The sequence below is a fragment of the Streptacidiphilus sp. BW17 genome (genome assembly GCF_041262485.1).
In the GTDB taxonomy this organism is placed as follows: domain Bacteria; phylum Actinomycetota; class Actinomycetes; order Streptomycetales; family Streptomycetaceae; genus Streptacidiphilus.
In genome coordinates, this window is record NZ_JBGCCR010000007.1 from 269,029 (window position 1) to 290,169 (window position 21,141).

Below are 21,141 nucleotides of genomic sequence, written 5' to 3' on the forward strand. Positions count from 1 at the left end.
TTTCCTAACCTGTTTTCCCGGGAGTCTTTCGCTTGGCCGTGAGCGCGTCAAGATGTCCCGCAAGATCCTCTACGGACGACTCACCCGATAGGCTCACTGAGCAGTCGAGTCCTCGGAATCGATCGCGGAATCACTCGCCGAGCGAGTCGCTGAGCCACTCGCTGAGCCGCTCGCCGAGCCACTCGCAGACGGAGGCAGCCGCCCATGCCCGACATCGCCCTGCTCACCGGTCGCACCATGCCCCGGGACGTCCCGGAGAACGACCTGCTGGTGGACGAGCTGCGACAGCTGGGCATCCGGGCCGAGGTCCACCCCTGGGACGAGCCGCTGGACTGGCCCTCCTTCGGCCTGGCCCTGGTCCGCACCACCTGGGACTACTGGGACCGCCTTGAGGAGTTCCTCTCCTTCGCCGACCACGCGGACGGCCGGACCGCCCTGCGCAACCCCGCCCAGGTGATCCGCTGGAACTGCCACAAGGGCTACCTGGTCGAACTCGCCGGACACGGCGTCCCGTCCATACCGACGCAGGTGCTCCGCCGGGGCGCCGACGGCAGGGCGGTCGACGCGGCGCTCGCCGCCTTCCGGGAGCAGCACGGCGAGGTGGAGGTCGTCGCCAAGCCCGCCGTCTCCGCCGGGGCGCGCGGCGCCCTTCGCGCGCTCCCCTCCGCGCCCGGCACAGCCGCCCATCTCGCGGACCTGCTGGAGCGCGGCGACGCCCTGCTGCAGCCGCTGGTCGAGTCGATCCTGACGCGGGGCGAGACCTCCCTGATCTTCTTCGGCGAGGAGTACAGCCACGCGGTCCGCAAGGTCCCCGCGCAGGGCGAGTACCGGATCCACGAGCACCACGGCGGCACGGTCCAGGCGCACAGCCCCTCCGACGCCGAACTCGCGACCGCACGCGCCGCGCTGGCCGCCGCCCCGGCGGCGACCGCATACGGGCGGGTCGACCTGGTCGAGCTGCCGTCCGGCCCGGCCGTGATGGAGCTGGAGCTGATCGAGCCCGAGCTCTTCCTGCCCTACGCGGACGGCGCGACCACGCGCTACGCCCGCCATCTCGCGGCCCTGCTGCCGTGACCACCAACCCGTCGGGCCCCGCGGCCGTCGACGTCGACCTCTGGCTGATCGACGCCCGCGCACCGGAGGCCGCCCCCGGCGCCGCCTCCGACCTGCTGGACGACGACGAACGCCAGCGGGCCGAGCGCTTCGTCCACGCGGCGGACCGACTGCTGTACGAAGTGGCGCATGTGACGCTCCGTCAAGTCCTGGGCTCGCACCTCGGCGTCGACCCCGCAGCGCTGGCCTTCGAGCGCGAACCCTGCCCCTGCTGCGACGCGCTCCACGGTCGGCCGCGGGTGGCCGCCAGGTCCGTTCCCGCTGGCCGGTCGCTGCCGCACTTCAACCTTTCCCACGGCGGCGACCTGGTGATGCTCGGGCTGGCCACCGTGCCGATCGGTGTCGACGTCGAACAGACCGCGTCCGCACGTGCGGTGGGCGAGGTCCGCGGCCTGCTCCACCCTGCCGAGCAGCAGGAGCTCGCCGCCGAGCGGACGTCGACCGAAGGCGAGGCCTTCTCCCGGATCTGGACCCGCAAGGAGGCCTACCTCAAGGGCCTGGGCACCGGCCTCGGCCGCGACCTGTCCGAGGACTACCTCGGCACCACCGGCGCCGCGCCCGGACCGTCCGGTTGGACCGTCCTCGACATCCCGGCCGGCCCCGACCATGCCGCCGCCGTCGCCGTCCAGGCTCCCGCCGCCCGCTACACACTGCGGCGCAGCGTCTCCGCCTGACGCGCCGCTCCCGCCGCTCCGTCTGCGGAGCCCCGGCGACCTCAGCGGATGCCGGGACCCCCTCCGGCCGGAGGGGCGCTGGGCACCTCGATGCCGATGCCCGGGAAGCCGTCCTCGGAAGAGATCCTTACCAGCCAGCAGTCGCCGTTTTCGAACGTTTGTTTCCAGCCAAATCCGGATTTCTTCGGTTCGCACACGTCACGCGCCCGTGCGGGCGCGCCCGCACGCGGACGCACCGCTCCCACCACGGGCCCTTCCCGCTCCCGAACGGCTCAGACCGTGCTGTCGCCCGCTCCTCAGGCCCACAGAGGATGGACGCGCTCGGCGTGCCGCCAGGGCCGCCGAGGGGTTAGGTGGAACCTGGAAGGAGGAGTGAACCGTGGGCATTGAGCTGTCGCGCGAGCGAGCCGCAGACCACATCCACGGAGTCTGCTTCAAGACCGGCCCGCCCCGGCATGTGGGTGTCGAGCTCGAATGGCTCGTGCACGACCGCAACCGGCCGCACAGTCCGGTCACCCTGGAGCGACTCGACGCCGCGCTGGCGCCGATCACCGAGGGAACGACCGCAGGAGGGCCGGCCCGGGCGGCGAACGGATCCCGTCACAACGGCGTCCGCCCCGGCGGTGTCCGTTCCGGCGATGTTCGTTCCGGCGGCGGACTTCCGCATCGCACCGCCCTGACCCGTGAGCCGGGTGGGCAGTTGGAGCTCAGCGCTCCGCCCGCCCCCGACGTGGTCGCCTGCGTGGCCACCGCGGCGGAGGATCTGGACGTGGTCAGGCGCACGCTCGCAGACAAGGGTCTGCAACTCCGCGGCTACGGGCTCGACCCGTTCCGCAACCCGCCGCGGGTACTCGACCATCCCCGCTATGCGGCGATGGAGACCTATCTCGACCGCATCGGCCCGTGGGGCCGGATGATGATGCGCGCCACGGCCGCCGTCCAGGTCAACTTGGACGCGGGCACCGAGGGCGCGGGGCCGACCGGGTATCGCGAGCGGTGGCAACTGGTGCACCGGCTCGGGCCGGTGCTCGTCGCCGCCTTCGCCAACTCCCCGCTCTGGCACGGGAAGCCCACCGGTTGGCGGTCCACCCGCCAGGCCGCCTGGGAACACCTCGACCCGAGCCGTACCCGTCCGCCGGGACCGGCCGTGAACGGTGAGCGCCCGGTCGGCGGGTGGCACGGCGGGCCGTCCGACGAGGGGCCGGACGGGGATCCGCGCTCCGCATGGGTGCGGTACGCGATGAGCGCCGGGCTGCTCTGCCTGCGCCGCGACGCCCCGAAGGACTGGACCTCGCCGCCCGGACACACCTTCGCCTCCTGGTTGGCGGGCCGCATCGCCGAACGTCCGCCGACCCTGGACGACCTCGACTACCACCTCAGCACCCTCTTCCCGCCGGTCCGACCGCGCGGGTACCTGGAGCTGCGCATGATCGATGCCCAACCCGGGGACGGCTGGATCGTCCCGGCGCTGGTCGCGGCCACCCTGATGGACGACCCGGCCGCCGCGCAGGTGGCCTGGGCGGCGACCGAGCCGCTCTGCCCGAACGGCTCCACGATGCCGCCGCGCACGATGTGGACCCGCGCCGCACGCATGGGCCTGTCCGCACCCGAGCTCGCCAAGGCCGCTCTGACCTGCTTCGCCGCCGTGGACTCGGCGCTGTCCCGCCCCGATGTCCCCACCGCACTGCGCGGTGCCGTCGCGGCCTTCGCGCAGCGCTACCCCGAACGCGGGCGATGTCCGGCCGACGACCTGCTGGACGACCGCGTGGCCCGGCCGAACCGCCTGGAAGGAAGCCACCGATGACCGACACCTTCCCGACTTCGACCAACAGCCCGACGCCGGATAGCCAAGCGAAGCCCGATCAGAATCTGACATCCGGCCAGGAGCTGACGCCGGATCAGCAGTCGACGCCGGCCGCCGACACCGAAGCGCTGCGGGCCCGTGCCCGCGAGGCGCTGGAGCGGGCGCGCCGCCGCACCCTCGCGCTCACCGACTGCCTCGACGACGAAGGGCTGAGCGCCCAGCACTCGCCGCTGATGTCCCCGCTGGTCTGGGACCTGGCGCACATCGGCAACCAAGAGGAGATCTGGCTGGTCCGCGAGGGCGGCGGCCGTCCCGCACTGCGACCCGATCTCGACCCGCTCTACGACGCGTTCCAGCACCCGCGCGCCGACCGTCCGGCGCTGCCGCTGCTCCCGCCCGACCCGGCCCGCCACTACACCGCCGCCGTCCGCCGGCAGGCGTTCGAGGTCCTGGACGGCGCGGACCTCGGGCCGGAGCAGGATCCCTTGCTGGCACGGGGGTTCGTCTTCGGCATGCTGGCCCAGCACGAGCAGCAGCACGACGAGACCATGCTGGCCACCCACCAACTGCGGCGCGGCCCCGCCGTGTTGCACGCGCCCGCACCGGCGCCCGCTCCGGCCGACACCGCCTCGCTCCCGGCCGAAGTCCTCATCCCCGGCGGCCCGTTCACCATGGGGACCGGCGGCCCGGAGACGCGTGGCGGCTCGTTCCACGCGTCCGACGACGCCGCCGACCCGTGGGCGTTGGACAACGAACGTCCCGCGCACCAGGTCCAGGTGGCCTCGTTCTGGCTGGACACGGTCCCGGTGAGCAACGCTGCCTACCAGCGGTTCATCGCCGACGGCGGTTACCACGAGGCCCGTTGGTGGTCCACCGCCGGCTGGGCGCACCGGCTCCAGGCCGGTCTCGAAGCACCGCTGTTCTGGTCCCGTGACGACAGCGTTCCCGGCGGCTGGGTCCGCCGTCGGTTCGGCGTCACCGAGCCGGTGCCGGACGACGAGCCGGTCATGCACGTCTGCTGGTACGAGGCCGACGCGTACGCGCGTTGGGCCGGACGACGACTGCCGACCGAGGCCGAGTGGGAGAAGGCCGCCCGGCACGATCCCGCCACCGGCCGCTCGCGCCGCTACCCGTGGGGTGACGCCGACCCGACCCCGGAGCGGGCCAACCTCGGTCAACGCCACCTTCAGCCGGCTCCGGTCGGCAGCTATCCGGCGGGCGCATCGCCGTACGGGGCACGGCAGTTGATCGGAGACGTCTGGGAGTGGACCTCCGGCGACTTCCTGCCGCACCCGGGCTTCGTCGCGTTCCCGTACAAGGAGTACTCGGAGGTCTTCTTCGGCCCCGACTACAAGGTGCTGCGCGGCGGCGCATTCGGCGTCGGCCCGGTGGCCTGCCGCGGCACCTTCCGCAACTGGGACTACCCGATCCGCCGCCAGATCTTCTGCGGCTTCCGGACGGCGCGGGACGCCGGAACGGACAGCCTGCGGGCCGACGAGCTTCCGAACCAGCCCGAGGAGCACATGCCCTGATGTGCCGTCATCTCGCATACCTCGGCCCGTCCGTGACCCTGGAGGCGCTGCTGCTGCGGCCCGGTCACGGGCTCTACCAGCAGTCCTGGGAACCACGACGGCAGACCCACGGAACCGTCAACGCCGATGGCTTCGGCGTCGGTTGGTATCCGGACATCGCGGCACCGGGCGTGGCGGAGGAAGGTACGGCCGAGGCGGGCGCGGCCGAGGAGGGCGCGGACGCGCCCGTCCCTTCCCGCTACCGGCGGTCCGTGCCGATCTGGGCCGACGCCAACCTGCCCGACCTGGTCCGCTCGGTCCGCAGCCCCGCCGCGCTGGCCGCGGTCCGCTCGGCCACGGCGGGCACCAGCCCGGACGAGTCCGCTGCCGCACCCTTCCGCGACGGCCGCCACTTGTTCAGTCACAACGGCGCGGTCCCCGAGTGGACCCGGCTCCCCGACGCGATCGCGGCGGGTCGCGGCCCGGGCGCGGGCGCCCCGCTGGGTGCCGCCGACCTGCTCGCCCTGGAGGCCCACAGCGACGCGGCGCTGCTCTGGGCCATGCTGGTCCGCCGCCTGCGCCGTGGCGAGCCCGCGGGCGGAGCGCTGGCCGCGCTGGTCCGGCAGGTGGCGTCGGTCCGCCCTGAGGCGCGGTTGAACCTGCTGCTCACCGACGGCGAGGCCATCGCCGCCACCCGCTTCGGCGACACCCTCTGGTACCGGCACGCGCCGGGCCGCGTGCTCGTCGCCTCCGAGCCGGACGACGAACCGGCGAGCGCGACCACGGGCCACTGGCAGGAAGTCCCCGACCGCTCCCTCCTGCTCGCCACCCGGGCGCGGGTCCGCATCGTCCCGCTCAGGCCCGTCAGACGACCCCGACGAACCCTCGTCAGGAACGAACCGGAGACGCACCGCATGATCACGGATCGCCCGCGCTTCACCCTGGACAACCGGCTCCCGGCCGATCACCTCACCAACGCCCTGCGCAAGGACGTCACCGAGGGCCTGACCGCCCGTCCGAAGACGTTGCCGCCCAAGTGGTTCTACGACGCGCACGGGAGCGAGCTGTTCGAGCAGATCACCGGGCTCCCCGAGTACTACCCGACCCGCGCCGAGCAGGAGATCCTCACCCGCCGCGCGCCCGAGATCGCGGCCCTGACCCGCGCCGCGACCCTCTTCGAACTCGGCTCCGGCTCCTCACGCAAGACCCGGCTCCTGCTCGACGCGCTCACCACGGCGGGGACGCTCTCCTGTTACGCACCGCTCGACGTCAGCCCGAGCGCGCTGGAGCAGGCAGGGGCCGCCCTGGTCCGCGACTACCCCGGGCTGCGCGTCGCCGCGACCGTCACCGACTTCGAGGCCGACCTCGCCCTCCCGCCGGACGCACCCGGGCCTCGCTTGGTCGCGTTCCTCGGCAGCACCATCGGCAACCTCGACCCGGAACAGCGCGCATCCTTCTACCGCTCCCTGCGCCGCACGCTCAGTGCCGACGACGTGCTGCTCCTCGGCGCCGACCTGGTCAAGGACCGGGGCGTGCTCGTCCGCGCGTACGACGACAGCGCGGGCGTGACGGCGGAGTTCAACAAGAACGTGCTCAACGTCATCGACCGTGAGCTCGAAGCCGACTTCGACCCCGACGCCTTCGCCCACGTCGCGCTCTGGAACGCACAGGAGGAGCGCATCGAGATGCACCTGCGCTCCCTGCGTGCCCAGTCCGTCAAGGTGCCCGCGCTCGACCTCTCGGTCGACTTCGCACCGGACGAGCTGATGCGCACGGAGATCTCCTGCAAGTTCCGCCGCGACTCCCTCACCGCGGAGCTGGCCGCCCAAGGCCTCACCGTCCGCCACTGGTGGACCGACGAGGCCGAACGCTTCGCCCTCCTCCTGGCGGTCCCCAGCCGCTGACCCCTGCCCGCACGCCGGCAGCCCGACGGGAAGGCCAGATGGGAAGGGCCCGGCCGGAGATTCCGGCCGGCCCTTGCGCCGTTCTCCGGGGTTCACGGGTTCCGGAGTTCCGGGTCTCCCGGAACTCCCCGCCGTCCGGCGGGAACTGTGCGGGAACCGTATTCCGTTTGACATCCGACTGCCCCTGTTGCCAGTGGCACACGTTTGGTAATGTACACGCCAGCGCAGTTCAACCCCTGAACTGCGGAAACGTCGCCATGATCGCGCAACTGCCCAGGGGTTGTTTCAGTGCGCCCCCGGCAGGACTCGAACCTGCGGCCAAGTGCTTAGAAGGCACCTGCTCTATCCACTGAGCTACGGGGGCTTGGCGTGGAGCCTGGCGTGGGCCGGATCCTGTCGTGGGACAGGATAAGCAGGCCAGGGCTCACCACCGGGTGCCTGCGACCGGGTCGTTCGGGCGAACCTGCCGCAGGGCGGTCTGATAATCGCAGGTGGTGTGCGGCGGGCGCAGCGGTCGCGTAGCAATGGAACGCTGCTGTTGTTCAGTCGTTACTGCGCTGCTGCCTCAGCCGTTATGCAGTCGTACGGTCGGACGGGCTCCGGTTGCCAGACAGCAAAGTGCACCCGTTCGGGTGGTGCGGTTTTCCACAGGCGCAGGTTGTCCACAGGGCGAGCGTTCCGCTGCGGCGGATGTACCCGGCCCGGAGCAGGGTGGTCCCCACGAAGGCCCCGACGGGGCCGTGCCCAACAACGATGCTTGGGGGCTGCACGATGATGATGAACGGCGCGATGGTCACGCTGGTCGGCGTCGCGGTGAGCCAGGTGCGGTATTCGACGACCGCGGGCGGCGTCCCGGTGGCCCACTTCCGGCTGGCGGCGACGGAACGACGCTTCGACCGGCCCCGGCAGGTCTGGGTGGAGGGGGACACCAGCTTCTTCACGGTCTGGGCCTGGCGCAGCCTGGCGGAGAACGCGCTCACCTCGATCGGCTGTGGCGATCCCGTCCTGATCACGGGCCGCATGCGGATCCGCGAGTGGGATCGGACGGACGGCCGCCCCAAGGGGGTGTCGGCGGAGATCGAGGCCATGGCCCTCGGCCACGACCTGGCCCGCGGCACGACGATCTTCCATCGCACCGTCCGCGGACGCCCGGAGCTGGTGGCGTCACGCACGGAGCGTGCCCGGATGAGCGAGCGCCCACAGGACAAGCAGGCGGCGGACCAGCGCGTCAAGGAGACGACGGGGGCGCGGCAGACCGGCGGCCCGCGCCCCGGCCCCCGGCCGAACCGTCCCTCGGCCTCGGAGCCCCGACCGGACGGGCCCGTGACGCCCGTCCTCACCCTGGCGGCGCTGGATCGACGGCCGAGCGGGCCGAGTGGGTCGAGTGGGTCTCCCGCACGAACGTCGTCCGACGAGACGCCCGACCGCGAACCCCTCGCCGCCGTCGGTACGGTCGTCGGTACCGCCGCCGGCACCCCTGTCGGCGCGGAGCAGTCGTAGGCCCGGTCCGTCGCGGCGGACGCGCCACCCGGCGGGGAGGGCGTTCGGGCCGCCCCCCCGGGTGCGGCACAATGGAAGGCTGTAGCCACACCCCAACCACGACGCCGGACGGTTCATCTTGGCTGAGTACATCTACACCATGCGCAAGACGCGAAAGGCGCACGGCGACAAGGTCATCCTTGACGACGTGACGCTCAGCTTCCTGCCTGGAGCGAAGATCGGCGTCGTCGGGCCGAACGGCGCCGGTAAGTCCACGGTGCTCAAGATCATGGCCGGGCTGGAGCAGCCGTCCAACGGCGATGCCTTCCTCTCCCCCGGTTACTCCGTGGGCATGCTCCTGCAGGAGCCCCCGCTCGACGAGTCCAAGACCGTGCTGGAGAACGTCCAGGACGGCGTCGCCGAGACAAAGAAGAAGCTGGACCGCTTCAACGAGATCGCCGAACTGATGGCGACGGACTACTCCGACGCCCTGCTCGACGAGATGGGCAAGCTCCAGGAGGACCTGGATCACGCCAACGCCTGGGACCTCGACGCCCAGCTCGAGCAGGCCATGGACGCCCTGGGCTGCCCGCCCGGCGACTGGCAGGTCACCAACCTCTCCGGTGGCGAGAAGCGCCGCGTCGCGCTCTGCAAGCTGCTGCTCGAGGCCCCCGACCTGCTGCTCCTCGACGAGCCCACCAACCACCTGGACGCCGAGTCGGTCCAGTGGCTGGAGCAGCACCTGGAGAAGTACGCGGGCACCGTCGTGGCCGTGACCCACGACCGGTACTTCCTCGACAACGTCGCCCAGTGGATCCTCGAGCTGGACCGCGGGCGCGCCTACCCCTACGAGGGCAACTACTCCACCTACCTGGAGACCAAGCAGTCCCGCCTCAAGATCGAGGGCCAGAAGGACGCGAAGCGCGCCAAGCGCCTCAAGGACGAGCTGGAGTGGGTCCGCTCCAACGCCAAGGGCCGCCAGGCCAAGTCCAAGGCCCGTCTCGCCCGTTACGAGGAGATGGCGGCCGAGGCCGACAAGATGCGGAAGCTGGACTTCGAGGAGATCCAGATCCCGCCGGGCCCGCGTCTGGGCTCCATCGTCATCGAGGCGGAGCACCTGGCGAAGGCCTTCGGTGACAAGGTCCTGGTCGACGACCTGAGCTTCACCCTGCCGCGCAACGGCATCGTCGGCGTCATCGGCCCGAACGGCGCCGGCAAGACCACGCTCTTCAAGATGATGCTCGGTCTGGAGTCGACGGACGCCGGCAACGTCAAGGTCGGCGAGACGGTCAAGGTCTCCTACGTCGACCAGAGCCGCGCCAACATCGACCCGAACAAGACGCTCTGGGAGGTCGTCTCCGACGGCCTGGACTGGATCCATGTCGGCCAGGTCGAGATGCCGTCCCGCGCCTACGTCTCCGCGTTCGGCTTCAAGGGCCCGGACCAGCAGAAGGCGGCCGGCATCCTCTCCGGTGGTGAGCGAAACCGCCTCAACCTGGCGCTGACCCTCAAGGAGGGCGGCAACCTGCTCCTCCTCGACGAGCCCACCAACGACCTCGACGTCGAGACGCTGAGCTCGCTGGAGAACGCCCTGCTCGAGTTCCCGGGCTGCGCCGTGGTCATCTCCCACGACCGCTGGTTCCTGGACCGGGTCGCCACGCACATCCTCGCGTACGAGGGCGACTCCAAGTGGTTCTGGTTCGAGGGCAACTTCGAGTCCTACGAGAAGAACAAGATCGAGCGCCTGGGCGCCGACGCGGCCCGTCCGCACCGCGCCTCCTACAAGAAGCTGACCCGCGACTGAGCGGCGTCCGCTGAAGCACCACCACCGCACGACAAGTGCCCCGGGGTGGGCCGGAGTTCCAGCCGGACCGCGCTGCCCTCGCCCGCCCCGGGCGCTGCAACCGACGGAGACCCCGTGGCTCGCCACATATACGCCTGCCCGATGCGCTGGTCCGACATGGACGTGTTCGGGCACGTCAACAATGTGAACTTCCTCCGCTACCTGGAGGAGGCCCGGATCGACTTCACCTTCACCACGGCCGGCGAGGTCGGGGAGAAGGCCTTCTCCGAGGGCTCGGTGGTGGCGCGGCACGAGATCGACTACCTGATCCCGCTGGTCTACCACCCCGAGCCGGTGACGATCGAGACCTGGATCAGCAAGCTCGGCCGCGCGTCCTTCACCGTCACCTATGAGGTCAAGGACATCGGCGCGGGCCCCGACGGCGCGGACAGGGTGTACGCGCGGGCCAGCACCGTCTGCGTGCCCTACGACCTGGCCGAGGCCCGGCCGCGTCGGCTGACGCCGGGCGAGCGCGCCTTCCTGGCCGAGTACCTGGAATCCGAGACGGTCGCGGCATGAGGACCGCGGTCGAGCCGCTGCGCTTCGCGGAACCGCAAGAGGTCGCGCCGCTGGCGGACTTCCTCACCCGGCTGCTCCGCTACGACCGGGCCGCGGCCGTTCGACTGCAGACGGCGGGCGCGACCCTGGCCGTCTTCGCCCGCATCCCCCTCGGTGAGGCGGGCCCGCTGGTGATCCGCACGGCCCGGCTGGCACAGGCCCATCCGCTGGACGTGACCGTGTCGGCGGGCCAGTGGTTGGAGGAGCTCAGCCGCGAGCCGCAGGAGTCCGGGTCTGCGAACGAAGGCGAGCGCCTGGGCAAACGCGAGGACCTGGGCGCACGCGAGGACCTGGGCGAGGACGAGGACGGTCTGGTGCTCCCTCCGTCCATCACAGGCCCGGCCTGGGCCGGTCTGCTCCCGCCCCGCAGCGGCTGGGAGCACGTCGCGGACCTGCCGACGGCGCCGCTCGGCGCAGCCGTGGCGGCGGCCGTGGCGGAGTTCCGGCGCGCCGGCCAGCCGGACATGGGCGGTGCTGACGGCGCGGACGGCGCGGAGTCTGCAGGCGGAGCCGGTGGCGACGCCCTGGCGGAGGCCATATGGTCCCGTCGCGTCCACCCCTCGGGCCTGACGCTGCGGGCCCTGCATGCCGCATATCTGACCGGCCTGCTCCGCCAGGCCCCGCAGCTGGCACTGCATCAGCACCCAGCCTGGCTGCGGCTCACCGCACCGCGCGGTTCGGTGATCGTCCGGCGCGCCTCCACCCCCGGAGCCGGCCTCGGCCTCTCCTTCGGCCCGAGCCTCGGCGGCCGGTCTCCGCGCTGACACAGCGCCGGTAGCCACCGCCTACCTTGGCCGTCCCCTCCTCGCCCGCCTCCTTCTCGCCCCGTCCCCTCCTCGCCCGCCTCCTCACGCACCGACCGTTGTCAGTGCCGGGGTGCAGGATGCGAGCAGACGGATCGGCTCCGAACGAAGGCAGACACAGGTGAAACTCCGGCTCTCCCGCGAAGCACTGGCCGAGGCGGTCGCCTGGGCGGCGCACGCACTGCCCGCACGGTCCACGGTCCCGGCCCTGTCCGGGCTGCTGTTGACGGCGGAGCAGCGAGGCGACGGGGGCGTGCTTGCCGTGTCCGGGTTCGACTTCGAGGTGTCGGCGCGCTTCGAGAGCCGGGCCGAGGTTTTCGAGCCGGGGGCCGCGCGCGTGCCCGGACGACTGCTCGCGGATCTGGCGAAGGCACTGCCGGTCGGCCACGACGTCGAGCTCAGCACAGCCGGGGCGGACGCGCTGCTGACCTGCGGTCCGGCGCAGTTCGAACTCCCGCTGCTCCCCTTGCAGGAGGGTCCACGACTGCCCGAACTCCCGCCCGCGCTCGGCTCGGTGGACGGCGCGCTCTTCGCCGAGGCGGTCTCCCAGGTCGCGGTGGTGGCCGGGCGGGACGAGGCGCTGCCGTTCCTCACCGGTATCCGCCTGGAGCTCCACACCGACACGCTGCGGCTGGTGGCGACCGATCGCTATCGCCTCGCCGTCCGGGAATTTCCCTGGCTGCGAACCACTGATGAGACACTGCCCGGCGCACCCGTGGTCGCGCTGGTCCCGGCGCGCACCCTGCACGAGATCACGCGCTCCCTGACCAAGGACGAGCAGATCCGGATCTCCCCCAGCGTCGAGGACGGCAACGGCACCAGCAGCGGCAACGGCGGCCTGATCGGCTTCACCGCAGGCTCGCGTGAGGCCACGACCCGGCTGCTGGCAGCGGACTTCATCCGGTACGAGGCGATCTTCCCGTCCGCCTTCACCGGGAGCGCGCTGATCGAGCGCCGCCCGCTGCTTGACGCGGTCAAGCGCGTCGCTCTGGTGACCGAACGGCATCGTCCGCTCCGGCTCTCGTTCGAGCCGGGCCGGCTTGTCGTCGACGCCGGCGGCAGCAGCAAGGCACGTGGGCGGCAGACCCTGGACGCGCTCTTCGCCGCCGAGCCGATCGTGCTCTCCGCCAACGCGGGCTATCTCCTCGACGGCCTGGGCGCGCTGACGTCCCGTTACGCCGAGCTCAGCTACACCACGCCCACCAAGCCCGCCGTCCTCACCGGCCGCGAGGAAAGCACGACCACCCAGGCGTCCGAGGACACACCGTCCTATCGCTACCTCTTCATGCCACTGCGCGTCGGCTGACATCCGACGCGCAGGCCGTTGGGGGCGACCACCTGAGCAGGGAGGCTACCTGGTCTGCTCCCACTCCCTGCGGTACTCGGTGAAGATCTCCTTGAGGTGGTGGCCCGATCTTCAGGTAGTCGAGGTCGTCCAGGTTGGCCAACGAGACGCGGACCGACCACTGCGGCCCTTCGAAGCCACCGCCGTTGAGGAGCACCACGCCCGTCTGCTCGGCCAGCCGGAACAGCGGCTCCGTCGGCACGTAGTTCTCCTGGAAGTAGTCCGCGAACGGACGCCCGCCCACACGCTCGGCCTCGGCCAACAGGTCGAGCTCGATGTAGTAGCCGGCCCGGGTCGGGTCCCAGCCGGCCACGGCGGTGCCCGAACCGGTTTGTCAGTGACGGCTGCTACGTTCGCGTCAGCGAGAACAGACAGAAGACCGAAGCGAACGACAGCAGCTGCAGCAGCAGCGGCATCAGCAACAACGACATCAGCGACAGCAGGGACGAGGGCGTGGCCGAGCAGCGCATCGCGGTCGATGCGGACCAGGACGGTCCGGGCGGGCGACTGCAGCCCCTGCGTGAGGACGGGCATCAACTCGGTCTGCCCGAGCGGGTGCGGGATCTGGCCGCGGCCATGGCCGAGCGGGAGCATGCGCAGCACCCCCGGTGGGTCTGGGCCGCCACGGAGGACGTCTACCCCCGGCTGCTGCCGCGCCTGCCGGAGAGTCGGCTAGGGCGCTGCCACGACGTCAAGCTGGTGGAACCGCTGCTCCTGGCCCACGAGGGGCGATACGGCGAGCCGCGCTCGCTCGGCGCGGCCTGGGCCAGGCTGAAGGGCCTGCCGGTCCCCGAGGATCTCCGGCTCGGGCTCGCCGAGGCGGAGTCCGACGCGCACGCGCAGGACGCACTGTTCGCGCCGGACCGCAGCCGCCTCGGCCCGGGCGTGGATCCGCTCGCCGCCCTGGTCGCGGTCCACGCCGAGCAGCAGCGACGCCTCGCCGCGCTCCCCGAGCCGACGCGGCGCGGGCTGCGGCTGCTCAGCGCCGCCGAGTCGGCGGGCGGCCTGGTTGCGGCGGAACTGACCTACGACGGCCTGCCCTGGAGCACGGCGGTCCACGACGCGCTGCTGGACGACCTGCTCGGCTCCCGCCCGACCTCCGCACAGGCGGCCGGCGGAGCACGCCCGCCCAAGCTGGCCGCACTCGCGGTCGAGCTCCAGGAGGCGCTCGGGGGGCGACCGCTCAACCCCGACTCCCCCGGCCAGGTGCTGCGCGCCTTCGCCGAACAGGGCATCAGCCTGCAGTCGACCAGGAACCACCTGCTGCGCCAGGTCGACCACCCGGCCGCACCGCTGCTGCTGCGCTACAAGGAGGTGTCGCGGATCTACGCCGCCCATGGCTGGGCCTGGCGGGACGCGTGGGTGCGCGGCGGGCGGTTCCGGCCGGAGTACGTCGTCGGGGGCGTGGTCTCCGGCCGCTGGGCCAGCCGGGGCGGCGGTGCGCTGCAGATCCCGCGAATCCTGCGCGGCGCGGTGGTGGCCGACCCGGGGTGGCGCCTGGTGGTCGCGGACGCAGGCCAGTTGGAACCCCGCGTGCTGGCCGCGCTGTCGAACGACCCGGGCCTGATCCGGGCTGGAGCGGCGGGCGACCTGTATGCGGGGCTGGCTGCCGAGGCCTTCGGCGGGGACCGGGCCCGGGCGAAGCTGGGCCTGCTCGGCGCGATGTACGGCCAGACCAGCGGCGAGGTGGGCCCTCTGCTGGCGGTGCTGCGCCGTCGCTTCCCGCAGGCGATGGGCCTGGTCGAGGCGGCGGCCCGGACGGGCGAGTCGGGCGGCGTGGTCGAGTCGCGACTGGGCCGGGTCTGCCCCCCGCCGTCGGCCTCCTGGCAGGAGGCCGGTTTCGCCGATCCCTCGCCCTCGGGCGAGCTCGGCGAGGACCGCACGGGGTCGGCGGCGCGCTCCCGTGGCCGGTTCACCCGCAACTTCGTGATCCAGGCGAGCGCGGCCGACTGGGCGCTGGCGCTGATCGCGGCACTGCGCCGCCGCCTCGGCGAGATCCCGCCCGGCCCGGACGGCGCGCGACCGAGACTGGTCTTCTTCCAGCACGACGAGATCGTGGTCCACAGCCCGCTGCCGCTCACCGGGACGGTCTCGGCGGCGGTGGCCGCCTCGGCCGACGAGGCGCGTCGGCTGGTCTTCGGCGACACTCCCGTCCACTTCCCGATGGACACCCACATCGTCGAGCGCTACGCGGACGCGAAGGACGGCGGCGACGCGCAGGACACCGAGACGGACGAGGACGACGGGTTCTGAGCCCCGGTGCCGGAGGCCCCGGCGCCAAAAGCACCAACACCGGGCTTCCCACCTGCCCCACTTGAGATGTGTTCGTCTCACGTCATACACTCATGGATGTTCGTCCATCATCGAACATTCCCGAGGGGGATCCATGCGCGCCATCGCATTCGAGCAGCTCGGACAGCCCGACGTGCTCCAGGTCGTGAACGTTCCCACCCCGGAGCCGGGGCCCGGCCAGGTGGCCGTCGACGTCGCTTGGGCCGGCGTCAACTTCGCGGACGCAAAGGCCCGCTCGGCCGGCTACCGGGTGCCCCAGTTCCCGTTCGTCCCGGGGCTGGAGGTCGCCGGCACGGTCCGCGCGCTGGGGCCGGGCGTGACCGGGCTGACGGTCGGTCAGCACGTCACCGCGATGCTCGCCAGCGGCGGCTACGCCGAGACCGTGATCGCCCCGGCGGACGCCACCTTCGCCGTTCCGGGCGCGCTCGACCTGCGCGACGCGGCCGCGCTGACCACCGTGCTCGCCACCGGGTACGGCCTGCTCCACGACGTGGCCCGGCTGCGCGAGGGCGAGACGGTGCTGGTCCAGGGTGCGGCCGGTGGCGTCGGCACGGTCACCGGCCAGCTGGCGCGGGCCGCTGGGGCGGGCCGCGTGTTCGGTGTCGTCTCCCGGCCCGACAAGGCCGAGTACGCCCGGAAGTTCGGCTACGACGAGGTCTTCGTCGGCGCGGACTTCGACGAGCAGGTCCTGAAGGCGACCGACGGACGCGGCGTGGACGTCGCGCTCGACCCGGTGGGCGGCGACAGCTGGCGGCGCAGCGTCGCCTCGCTGGCCCGCTACGGCCGCGCCGTGTCCTTCGGCAACGCTGGCGGCGAGACCCCGTGGTCCGCGGGCTTCGGCGACCTGTCGCCCAGGGGGATCTCGGTGGCCGGATTCAGCATCCTCACCATCGGCGCGACGGACCCGGAGCAGCTGCGCTCGCTGGCCGAGCGCGCCTTCCGCGAGGCCGAGCGGGCCGGGGTCACCCTCCCGGTCACGGCCGAGTTCCCGCTCGACGAGGCCGCCCGAGCCCACGAACTGCTGGAGAGCCGGTCCAGCACCGGCAAGCTGCTGCTGCGTGTGCGCTGACACGGTGGGATAGTCGGCGGATGCTGCTCACCACCCCCCGCCTCCGGCTCGTCCTGGCGGCCCCTCCGTTCGACCCGTCGGTCCACGACTGGGTCGCGGAGGCGCCCGGCCCCGGAGTCTGGGAGCTCGCCGGGATCACCGCCCGGGCGGCAGAGGTGGGCTGGTACCTGCCGCCATGGGGGCTGTTCGTCGTCATCCGTTCGGTTGACGACCGGGCCGTCGGCGGCGTCGGCTTCCACGGTCCGCCCGGAGCGGACGGCTCCGTCGAGATCGGCTACGAACTGGCGCCGAGCGCCCGCGGCGCGGGCTACGCCACTGAGGCGGTCCGGGCCGTCTGCGAGCTGGCGCTCGCCGATACCGAGGTCAGGGCAGTCACCGCCCGGACTCTGCCGGACAACACGGCATCCCAGGCGGTGCTGCTCCGCTGCGGCTTCCACCAGGTCCCGGTGCCGCCGCCGGACGGGATGGCCCACTTCCGGCTGACCCCGCCCGCGGTGTAGCCGGCCCTGACGATCTGGTGCGCGACAGCGAGCCAGATCGTTGCACCGCACGGCGGCCGAACCGTCGGCGCCCGTGACAGCCGGATAACGGTTCGACAAGCGCCGTCCCCCCTTGCGTACGCTTGTCTGCGCAATGGGAACCCAGCAGCAGAACACCGCCACCGCCCGCCCGCGCCGCCGTCGGCCTGCTCCGACCGGCGAGGCCGCCGCGCTCGCCGCGCGGCTCGGCGGGATATCGCTCCGCGACGAGGACCGACTCGGGCGTCGGCTCGAAGGCCTGCGCAAGGTCCGCGAGCCGGAGAAGCGCGAGCGGCTGCTCGCGACGCTCACCGACGAGCTCGACGCGGCCGAGCTGCGCCTGGAGAACCGCAGAGCGGCTGTCCCGACGCCCGCGTATCCCGAGAACCTGCCGGTCAGCGCCCGCAGGGACGACATCGTGGCCGCGATCCGCGACCACCAGGTCGTGATCATCGCCGGTGAGACCGGCTCCGGGAAGACCACCCAGATCCCCAAGATGTGTCTGGAGCTGGGGCGCGGCGTACGCGGCCTGATCGGGCACACCCAGCCGCGCCGGATCGCGGCACGCACCGTCGCCGAGCGCGTCGCCGAGGAGCTCGGCACCGAGCTCGGCAGCACCGTCGGCTGGAAGGTCCGGTTCACCGACCAGGTCGGCGAGAACACGGCCGTCAAGGTGATGACGGACGGCATCCTGCTGGCCGAGATCCAGAACGACAGGCTGCTGCGCCAGTACGACACGCTGATCATCGACGAGGCGCACGAACGCAGCCTCAACATCGACTTCATCCTCGGCTATCTGCGGCAGCTGCTGCCCAAGCGTCCCGACCTCAAGCTGGTCATCACCTCGGCGACCATCGACCCGGAGCGGTTCGCCCGCCACTTCGCCGATCCGACGACCGGCAAGGACGCCCCGATCATCGAGGTCTCCGGGCGCACCTACCCCGTCGAGGTCCGCTACCGCCCGATCGTCGACGACTCGGTGGCCGACGAGGACGACGACTTCGACGACGGCGGCCGGAACGCCGGCGGTGACCGGGACCGCGACCAGGTCCAGGCGATCTGCGACGCGGTCGCAGAGCTGGGCCGCGAGGGCCGGGGCGACGTCCTGGTGTTCCTCTCCGGCGAGCGGGAGATCCGCGACACCGCCGAGGCGCTGGAGAAGCAGAACCTCCGGTCCACCGAGATCGTCCCGCTCTACGCCCGGCTCTCCTCCGCCGAGCAGCACCGGGTCTTCCAACCGCACTCCGGCCGCAGGATCGTCCTGGCCACCAACGTCGCGGAGACCTCCCTGACCGTCCCGGGGATCCGGTACGTGATCGACCCGGGCACCGCCCGCATCTCCCGCTACAGCCACCGCACCAAGGTCCAGCGACTGCCCATCGAGGCGGTCTCGCAGGCCAGCGCGAACCAGCGCAAGGGCCGCTGCGGCCGTACCAGCGACGGCATCTGCATCCGGCTCTACTCCGAGGAGGACTTCCTCTCCCGCCCGGAGTTCACCGACCCGGAGATCCTGCGCACCAACCTGGCCTCGGTCATCCTGCAGATGACCGCCGCCGGGCTGGGCGACATCACCGCGTTCCCCTTCATCGAGCCGCCGGACCGCCGCAACATCAAGGACGGCATCGACCTGCTCCAGGAGCTGCACGCCCTGGAGTCCGACACCACGCAGCAGGGCCTGCGGCTCACCCCGACCGGCCGCAAGCTGGCCCAGCTGCCGGTCGACCCGCGTCTGGCCCGGATGGTGCTGGAGGCGGAGAAGAACGGCGTGATCCGCGAGGTCATGGTGATCGCAGCCGCGCTCTCCATCCAGGACCCGCGCGAGCGCCCGGTCGAGAAGCGCGCCCACGCGGACCAGTTGCACGCCCGGTTCACCGACCCGACCTCCGACTTCCTCACCTACCTCAACCTCTGGCGGTATCTGAAGCAGCAGCAGAAAGCGCTCAGCAGCAGCCAGTTCCGCCGGATGTGCAAGGCGGAGCTCCTCAACTACCTGCGCATCCGCGAGTGGCAGGACATCGACGCGCAGCTGCGCCAGGTCGCCAAGTCGCTCGACGTCGACCTGGGCAGCCCGCACATGGCCGAGGAGGTCGACGGCGACGCGGTGCACCGCTCGCTGCTTGCTGGTCTGCTCTCGCACTTCGGGTCCAAGGACGCCGAGAAGCAGGAGTACTTCGGCGCGCGCGGCGCCAAGTTCGCCGTCTTCCCGGGTTCTGCCCTCTTCAAGAAGACGCCCGCCTGGGTGATGGCCGCGGAACTGGTGGAGACCTCGCGTCTCTGGGCCCGGATCGCGGCCAAGGTCGAGCCGCAGTGGATCGAGGAGCTCGCCGCGCACCTGGTCAAGCGCACCTACAGCGAGCCGCACTGGGAGAAGGACCGCGGCGAGGTCGTGGCCTTCGAGCGGGTGACCCTCTACGGGGTGACGCTGGTCGCCGGCCGCAAGGTCGGCTACGGGAGGATCGACCCGGAGCTCGCCCGCGAGCTGTTCATCCGCCGCGCCCTGGTCGAGGGCGACTGGCGCACCCATCACCGGTTCTTCCACGACAACCGCAAACTCCTCGACGAGGTCGAGGAGCTGGAGAACCGCGCCCGCCGCCGCGACATCCTGGTCGACGAGGAGACCCTCTTCGACTTCTACGACCAGCGGGTGGGCAAGGAGGTCGTCTCCGCCGCGCACTTCGACAGCTGGTGGAAGAAGAACCACCGCGCCAAGCCGGACCTGCTCACCTTCACGCCGGACCTGCTGGTCAACGACTCGGCCGAGGCGGTCACCGAGCGCGACTACCCCTCCGTCTGGCACCAGGGCGACCTGGAGCTGCCGCTGACGTACCAGTTCGAGCCGGGCACCGAGCAGGACGGCGTGACCGTCCACATCCCGCTCACCCTGCTCAACCAGGTGCGCCCGGTCGGCTTCGACTGGCAGATCCCGGGCCTGCGCGAGGAGTTGGTCACCGCGCTGATCCGCTCGCTGCCCAAGGTGCTGCGCCGCAACTTCGTCCCGGCGCCGGACTACGCCAAGCGGCTGATGCACATGCTCGCCACCCGCGACCCGGAGGCCGACGACAAGCCGCTGGTGGAGCTGCTCGAGTGGCAGCTGCACGAGCTGCGCGGCCTCCCGGTCCCGCGCGACAGCTGGAACCTTCCCGCGGTCCCCGACCATCTGCGGATCACCTTCCGCGTCGAGGACGAACGCGGCCGCAAACTGGGCGAGGCCAAGGACCTGGAACGGCTCAAGCTGGAGCTCAAGTCCCGTACCCAGCAGGCGATCGCCAAGGCCGCCGGGGGCCTGGAGAAGCGCGGCCTCACGGACTGGACCATCGGCGAGCTGCCGCACACCTTCGAGCAGAAGCGCGGCGGACAGACCGTCAAGGGCTACCCCGCTCTGGTCGACGACGGCGACTCGGTCTCGGTCCAACTGCTGGACACCCCCTACGCGCAGCAGCGCGCCATGGCCGCAGGGACCCGACGGCTGCTCCTGCTGGGCGTCAACTCCCCGATCAACTCGATCCAGTCGCGCCTCGGCAACGGTGCCAAGCTGGCACTGGCGGCCAATCCGCACGGCTCGACCGAGGCCCTCTTCGCGGACTGCCTGGCCGCCGCCGCGGACAAGCTGATCGCCGAGGCCGGCGGCCCGGCCTGGGACGGCGAGGAGTTCACCCGGCTGCGCGACCACGTCCGGGCGGAGCTCTACGAGGCCACCGCCGACGCGGTGATCAAGACCGCCAACGTCCTGGCGGTGCACCACCGGGTCCAGGAGCGGCTCAAGGGCATCGGCAAGAGCCTGGCCCTGCTGACCGGCCTGACGGACATCCGGGCCCAGCTCAAGGAGCTGGTCCACCCGGGCTTCGTCGCCGAGACGGGCCTGCGCCGCCTGCCGGACCTGCAGCGCTACCTCAAGGCCGTGGAGCGCCGCCTGGTCAAGCTGCCGGAGGACCCGATCCGCGACCGCGACCGCACCGGCGCCGTGATCCGGATGCAGGACGCCTACGCCGAACTGCGCGACCAGCTGCCGCCGGAGCGCCGCGACGAGGAGGGCGTGCTGCAGATTCGCTGGATGATCGAGGAGTTGCGGGTCAGCCTCTGGGCGCAGCCGCTGGGCACCCCGTACTCGATCTCCGAGCAGCGGATCCTCCGCGCCATCGACGCGCTGGCGCCCTGACCTGCCCTGAGCTGCCCTGATCCGACGAGATCGACAGGCTGTGGCCCGCTCGGCGCAGTGCCGACCGGGCCG

The 21,141-nt window shown here is 71.9% G+C and carries 14 protein-coding genes, 1 tRNA gene and 1 pseudogene; 14 read left to right on the forward strand and 2 right to left on the reverse strand.

What is annotated here, in order from left to right:
* Positions 1-204 precede the first annotated feature (204 nt).
* The 5 genes from ABH940_RS11820 (at position 205) to egtD (ending at position 7,006) form a co-directional block, all read left to right on the forward strand.
* Positions 205-1,074, forward strand: coding sequence for a RimK family alpha-L-glutamate ligase (locus ABH940_RS11820; RefSeq protein ID WP_370063190.1), 870 nt, complete (start codon positions 205-207; stop codon positions 1,072-1,074).
* The gene (locus tag ABH940_RS11825; RefSeq protein ID WP_370063188.1) at positions 1,071-1,787 is read left to right on the forward strand and encodes a 4'-phosphopantetheinyl transferase superfamily protein; all 717 of its coding nucleotides are present in this window, start codon (positions 1,071-1,073) and stop codon (positions 1,785-1,787) included. Before ABH940_RS11820 ends, ABH940_RS11825 begins: the two co-directional genes overlap by 4 nt.
* A gap of 379 nt (positions 1,788-2,166) precedes the next feature.
* Entirely contained in the window at positions 2,167-3,591 is a 1,425-nt protein-coding gene (gene egtA / locus ABH940_RS11830) for an ergothioneine biosynthesis glutamate--cysteine ligase EgtA (RefSeq protein ID WP_370063186.1), read from the forward strand.
* Entirely contained in the window at positions 3,588-5,123 is a 1,536-nt protein-coding gene (gene egtB / locus ABH940_RS11835) for an ergothioneine biosynthesis protein EgtB (RefSeq protein WP_370105198.1), read from the forward strand. The genes egtA and egtB overlap by 4 nt, the downstream gene beginning before the upstream one ends.
* Before the next feature lie 893 nt (positions 5,124-6,016).
* Positions 6,017-7,006 (forward strand): L-histidine N(alpha)-methyltransferase, encoded by a 990-nt coding sequence (gene egtD, locus ABH940_RS11840; RefSeq protein ID WP_370063785.1) that lies wholly within the window; start codon positions 6,017-6,019, stop codon positions 7,004-7,006.
* A 291-nt stretch (positions 7,007-7,297) separates the two neighbouring features.
* Here the strand turns inward: egtD and ABH940_RS11845 are convergent.
* Positions 7,298-7,370, reverse strand: a tRNA-Arg gene (locus ABH940_RS11845).
* Between the two features lie 407 nt (positions 7,371-7,777).
* Between ABH940_RS11845 and ABH940_RS11850 the strand changes: the two genes are divergently transcribed.
* The 5 genes from ABH940_RS11850 to dnaN all read left to right on the forward strand — a co-directional run bounded on the left by ABH940_RS11850 (position 7,778) and on the right by dnaN (position 12,995).
* Positions 7,778-8,506 (forward strand): single-stranded DNA-binding protein, encoded by a 729-nt coding sequence (locus ABH940_RS11850; protein WP_370105199.1) that lies wholly within the window; start codon positions 7,778-7,780, stop codon positions 8,504-8,506.
* Positions 8,507-8,624: 118 nt separating this feature from the next.
* Complete coding sequence (ettA, locus tag ABH940_RS11855; protein WP_370063054.1) at positions 8,625-10,289, forward strand: energy-dependent translational throttle protein EttA; 1,665 nt, start codon at positions 8,625-8,627, stop codon at positions 10,287-10,289.
* A gap of 114 nt (positions 10,290-10,403) precedes the next feature.
* Positions 10,404-10,847: an acyl-CoA thioesterase gene (locus ABH940_RS11860; RefSeq protein ID WP_370063052.1), complete on the forward strand. Its 444-nt coding sequence runs from the start codon at positions 10,404-10,406 to the stop codon at positions 10,845-10,847.
* Positions 10,844-11,650: a hypothetical protein gene (locus tag ABH940_RS11865; protein WP_370063050.1), complete on the forward strand. Its 807-nt coding sequence runs from the start codon at positions 10,844-10,846 to the stop codon at positions 11,648-11,650. Before ABH940_RS11860 ends, ABH940_RS11865 begins: the two co-directional genes overlap by 4 nt.
* A gap of 160 nt (positions 11,651-11,810) precedes the next feature.
* The gene (gene dnaN / locus ABH940_RS11870; RefSeq protein WP_370063048.1) at positions 11,811-12,995 is read left to right on the forward strand and encodes a DNA polymerase III subunit beta; all 1,185 of its coding nucleotides are present in this window, start codon (positions 11,811-11,813) and stop codon (positions 12,993-12,995) included.
* Positions 12,996-13,040: 45 nt separating this feature from the next.
* Here the strand turns inward: dnaN and ABH940_RS11875 are convergent.
* A pseudogene (locus tag ABH940_RS11875) lies at positions 13,041-13,335 on the reverse strand (aspartate 4-decarboxylase); the annotation flags it as partial.
* Between the two features lie 152 nt (positions 13,336-13,487).
* On the opposite strand from ABH940_RS11875, the gene ABH940_RS11880 reads away from it, so the two are divergent.
* From ABH940_RS11880 to hrpA, 4 genes are all read left to right on the forward strand, one after another.
* Positions 13,488-15,287: a bifunctional 3'-5' exonuclease/DNA polymerase gene (locus ABH940_RS11880; protein WP_370063046.1), complete on the forward strand. Its 1,800-nt coding sequence runs from the start codon at positions 13,488-13,490 to the stop codon at positions 15,285-15,287.
* Positions 15,288-15,420: 133 nt separating this feature from the next.
* Positions 15,421-16,395, forward strand: a complete 975-nt coding sequence (locus ABH940_RS11885; protein ID WP_370105200.1) for a zinc-binding alcohol dehydrogenase family protein — start codon at positions 15,421-15,423, stop codon at positions 16,393-16,395.
* 20 nt (positions 16,396-16,415) lie between these two features.
* Positions 16,416-16,895, forward strand: a complete 480-nt coding sequence (locus ABH940_RS11890) for a GNAT family N-acetyltransferase (protein ID WP_370063042.1) — start codon at positions 16,416-16,418, stop codon at positions 16,893-16,895.
* A 133-nt stretch (positions 16,896-17,028) separates the two neighbouring features.
* Positions 17,029-21,069: an ATP-dependent RNA helicase HrpA gene (gene hrpA / locus ABH940_RS11895; RefSeq protein WP_370105201.1), complete on the forward strand. Its 4,041-nt coding sequence runs from the start codon at positions 17,029-17,031 to the stop codon at positions 21,067-21,069.
* Positions 21,070-21,141 lie beyond the last annotated feature (72 nt).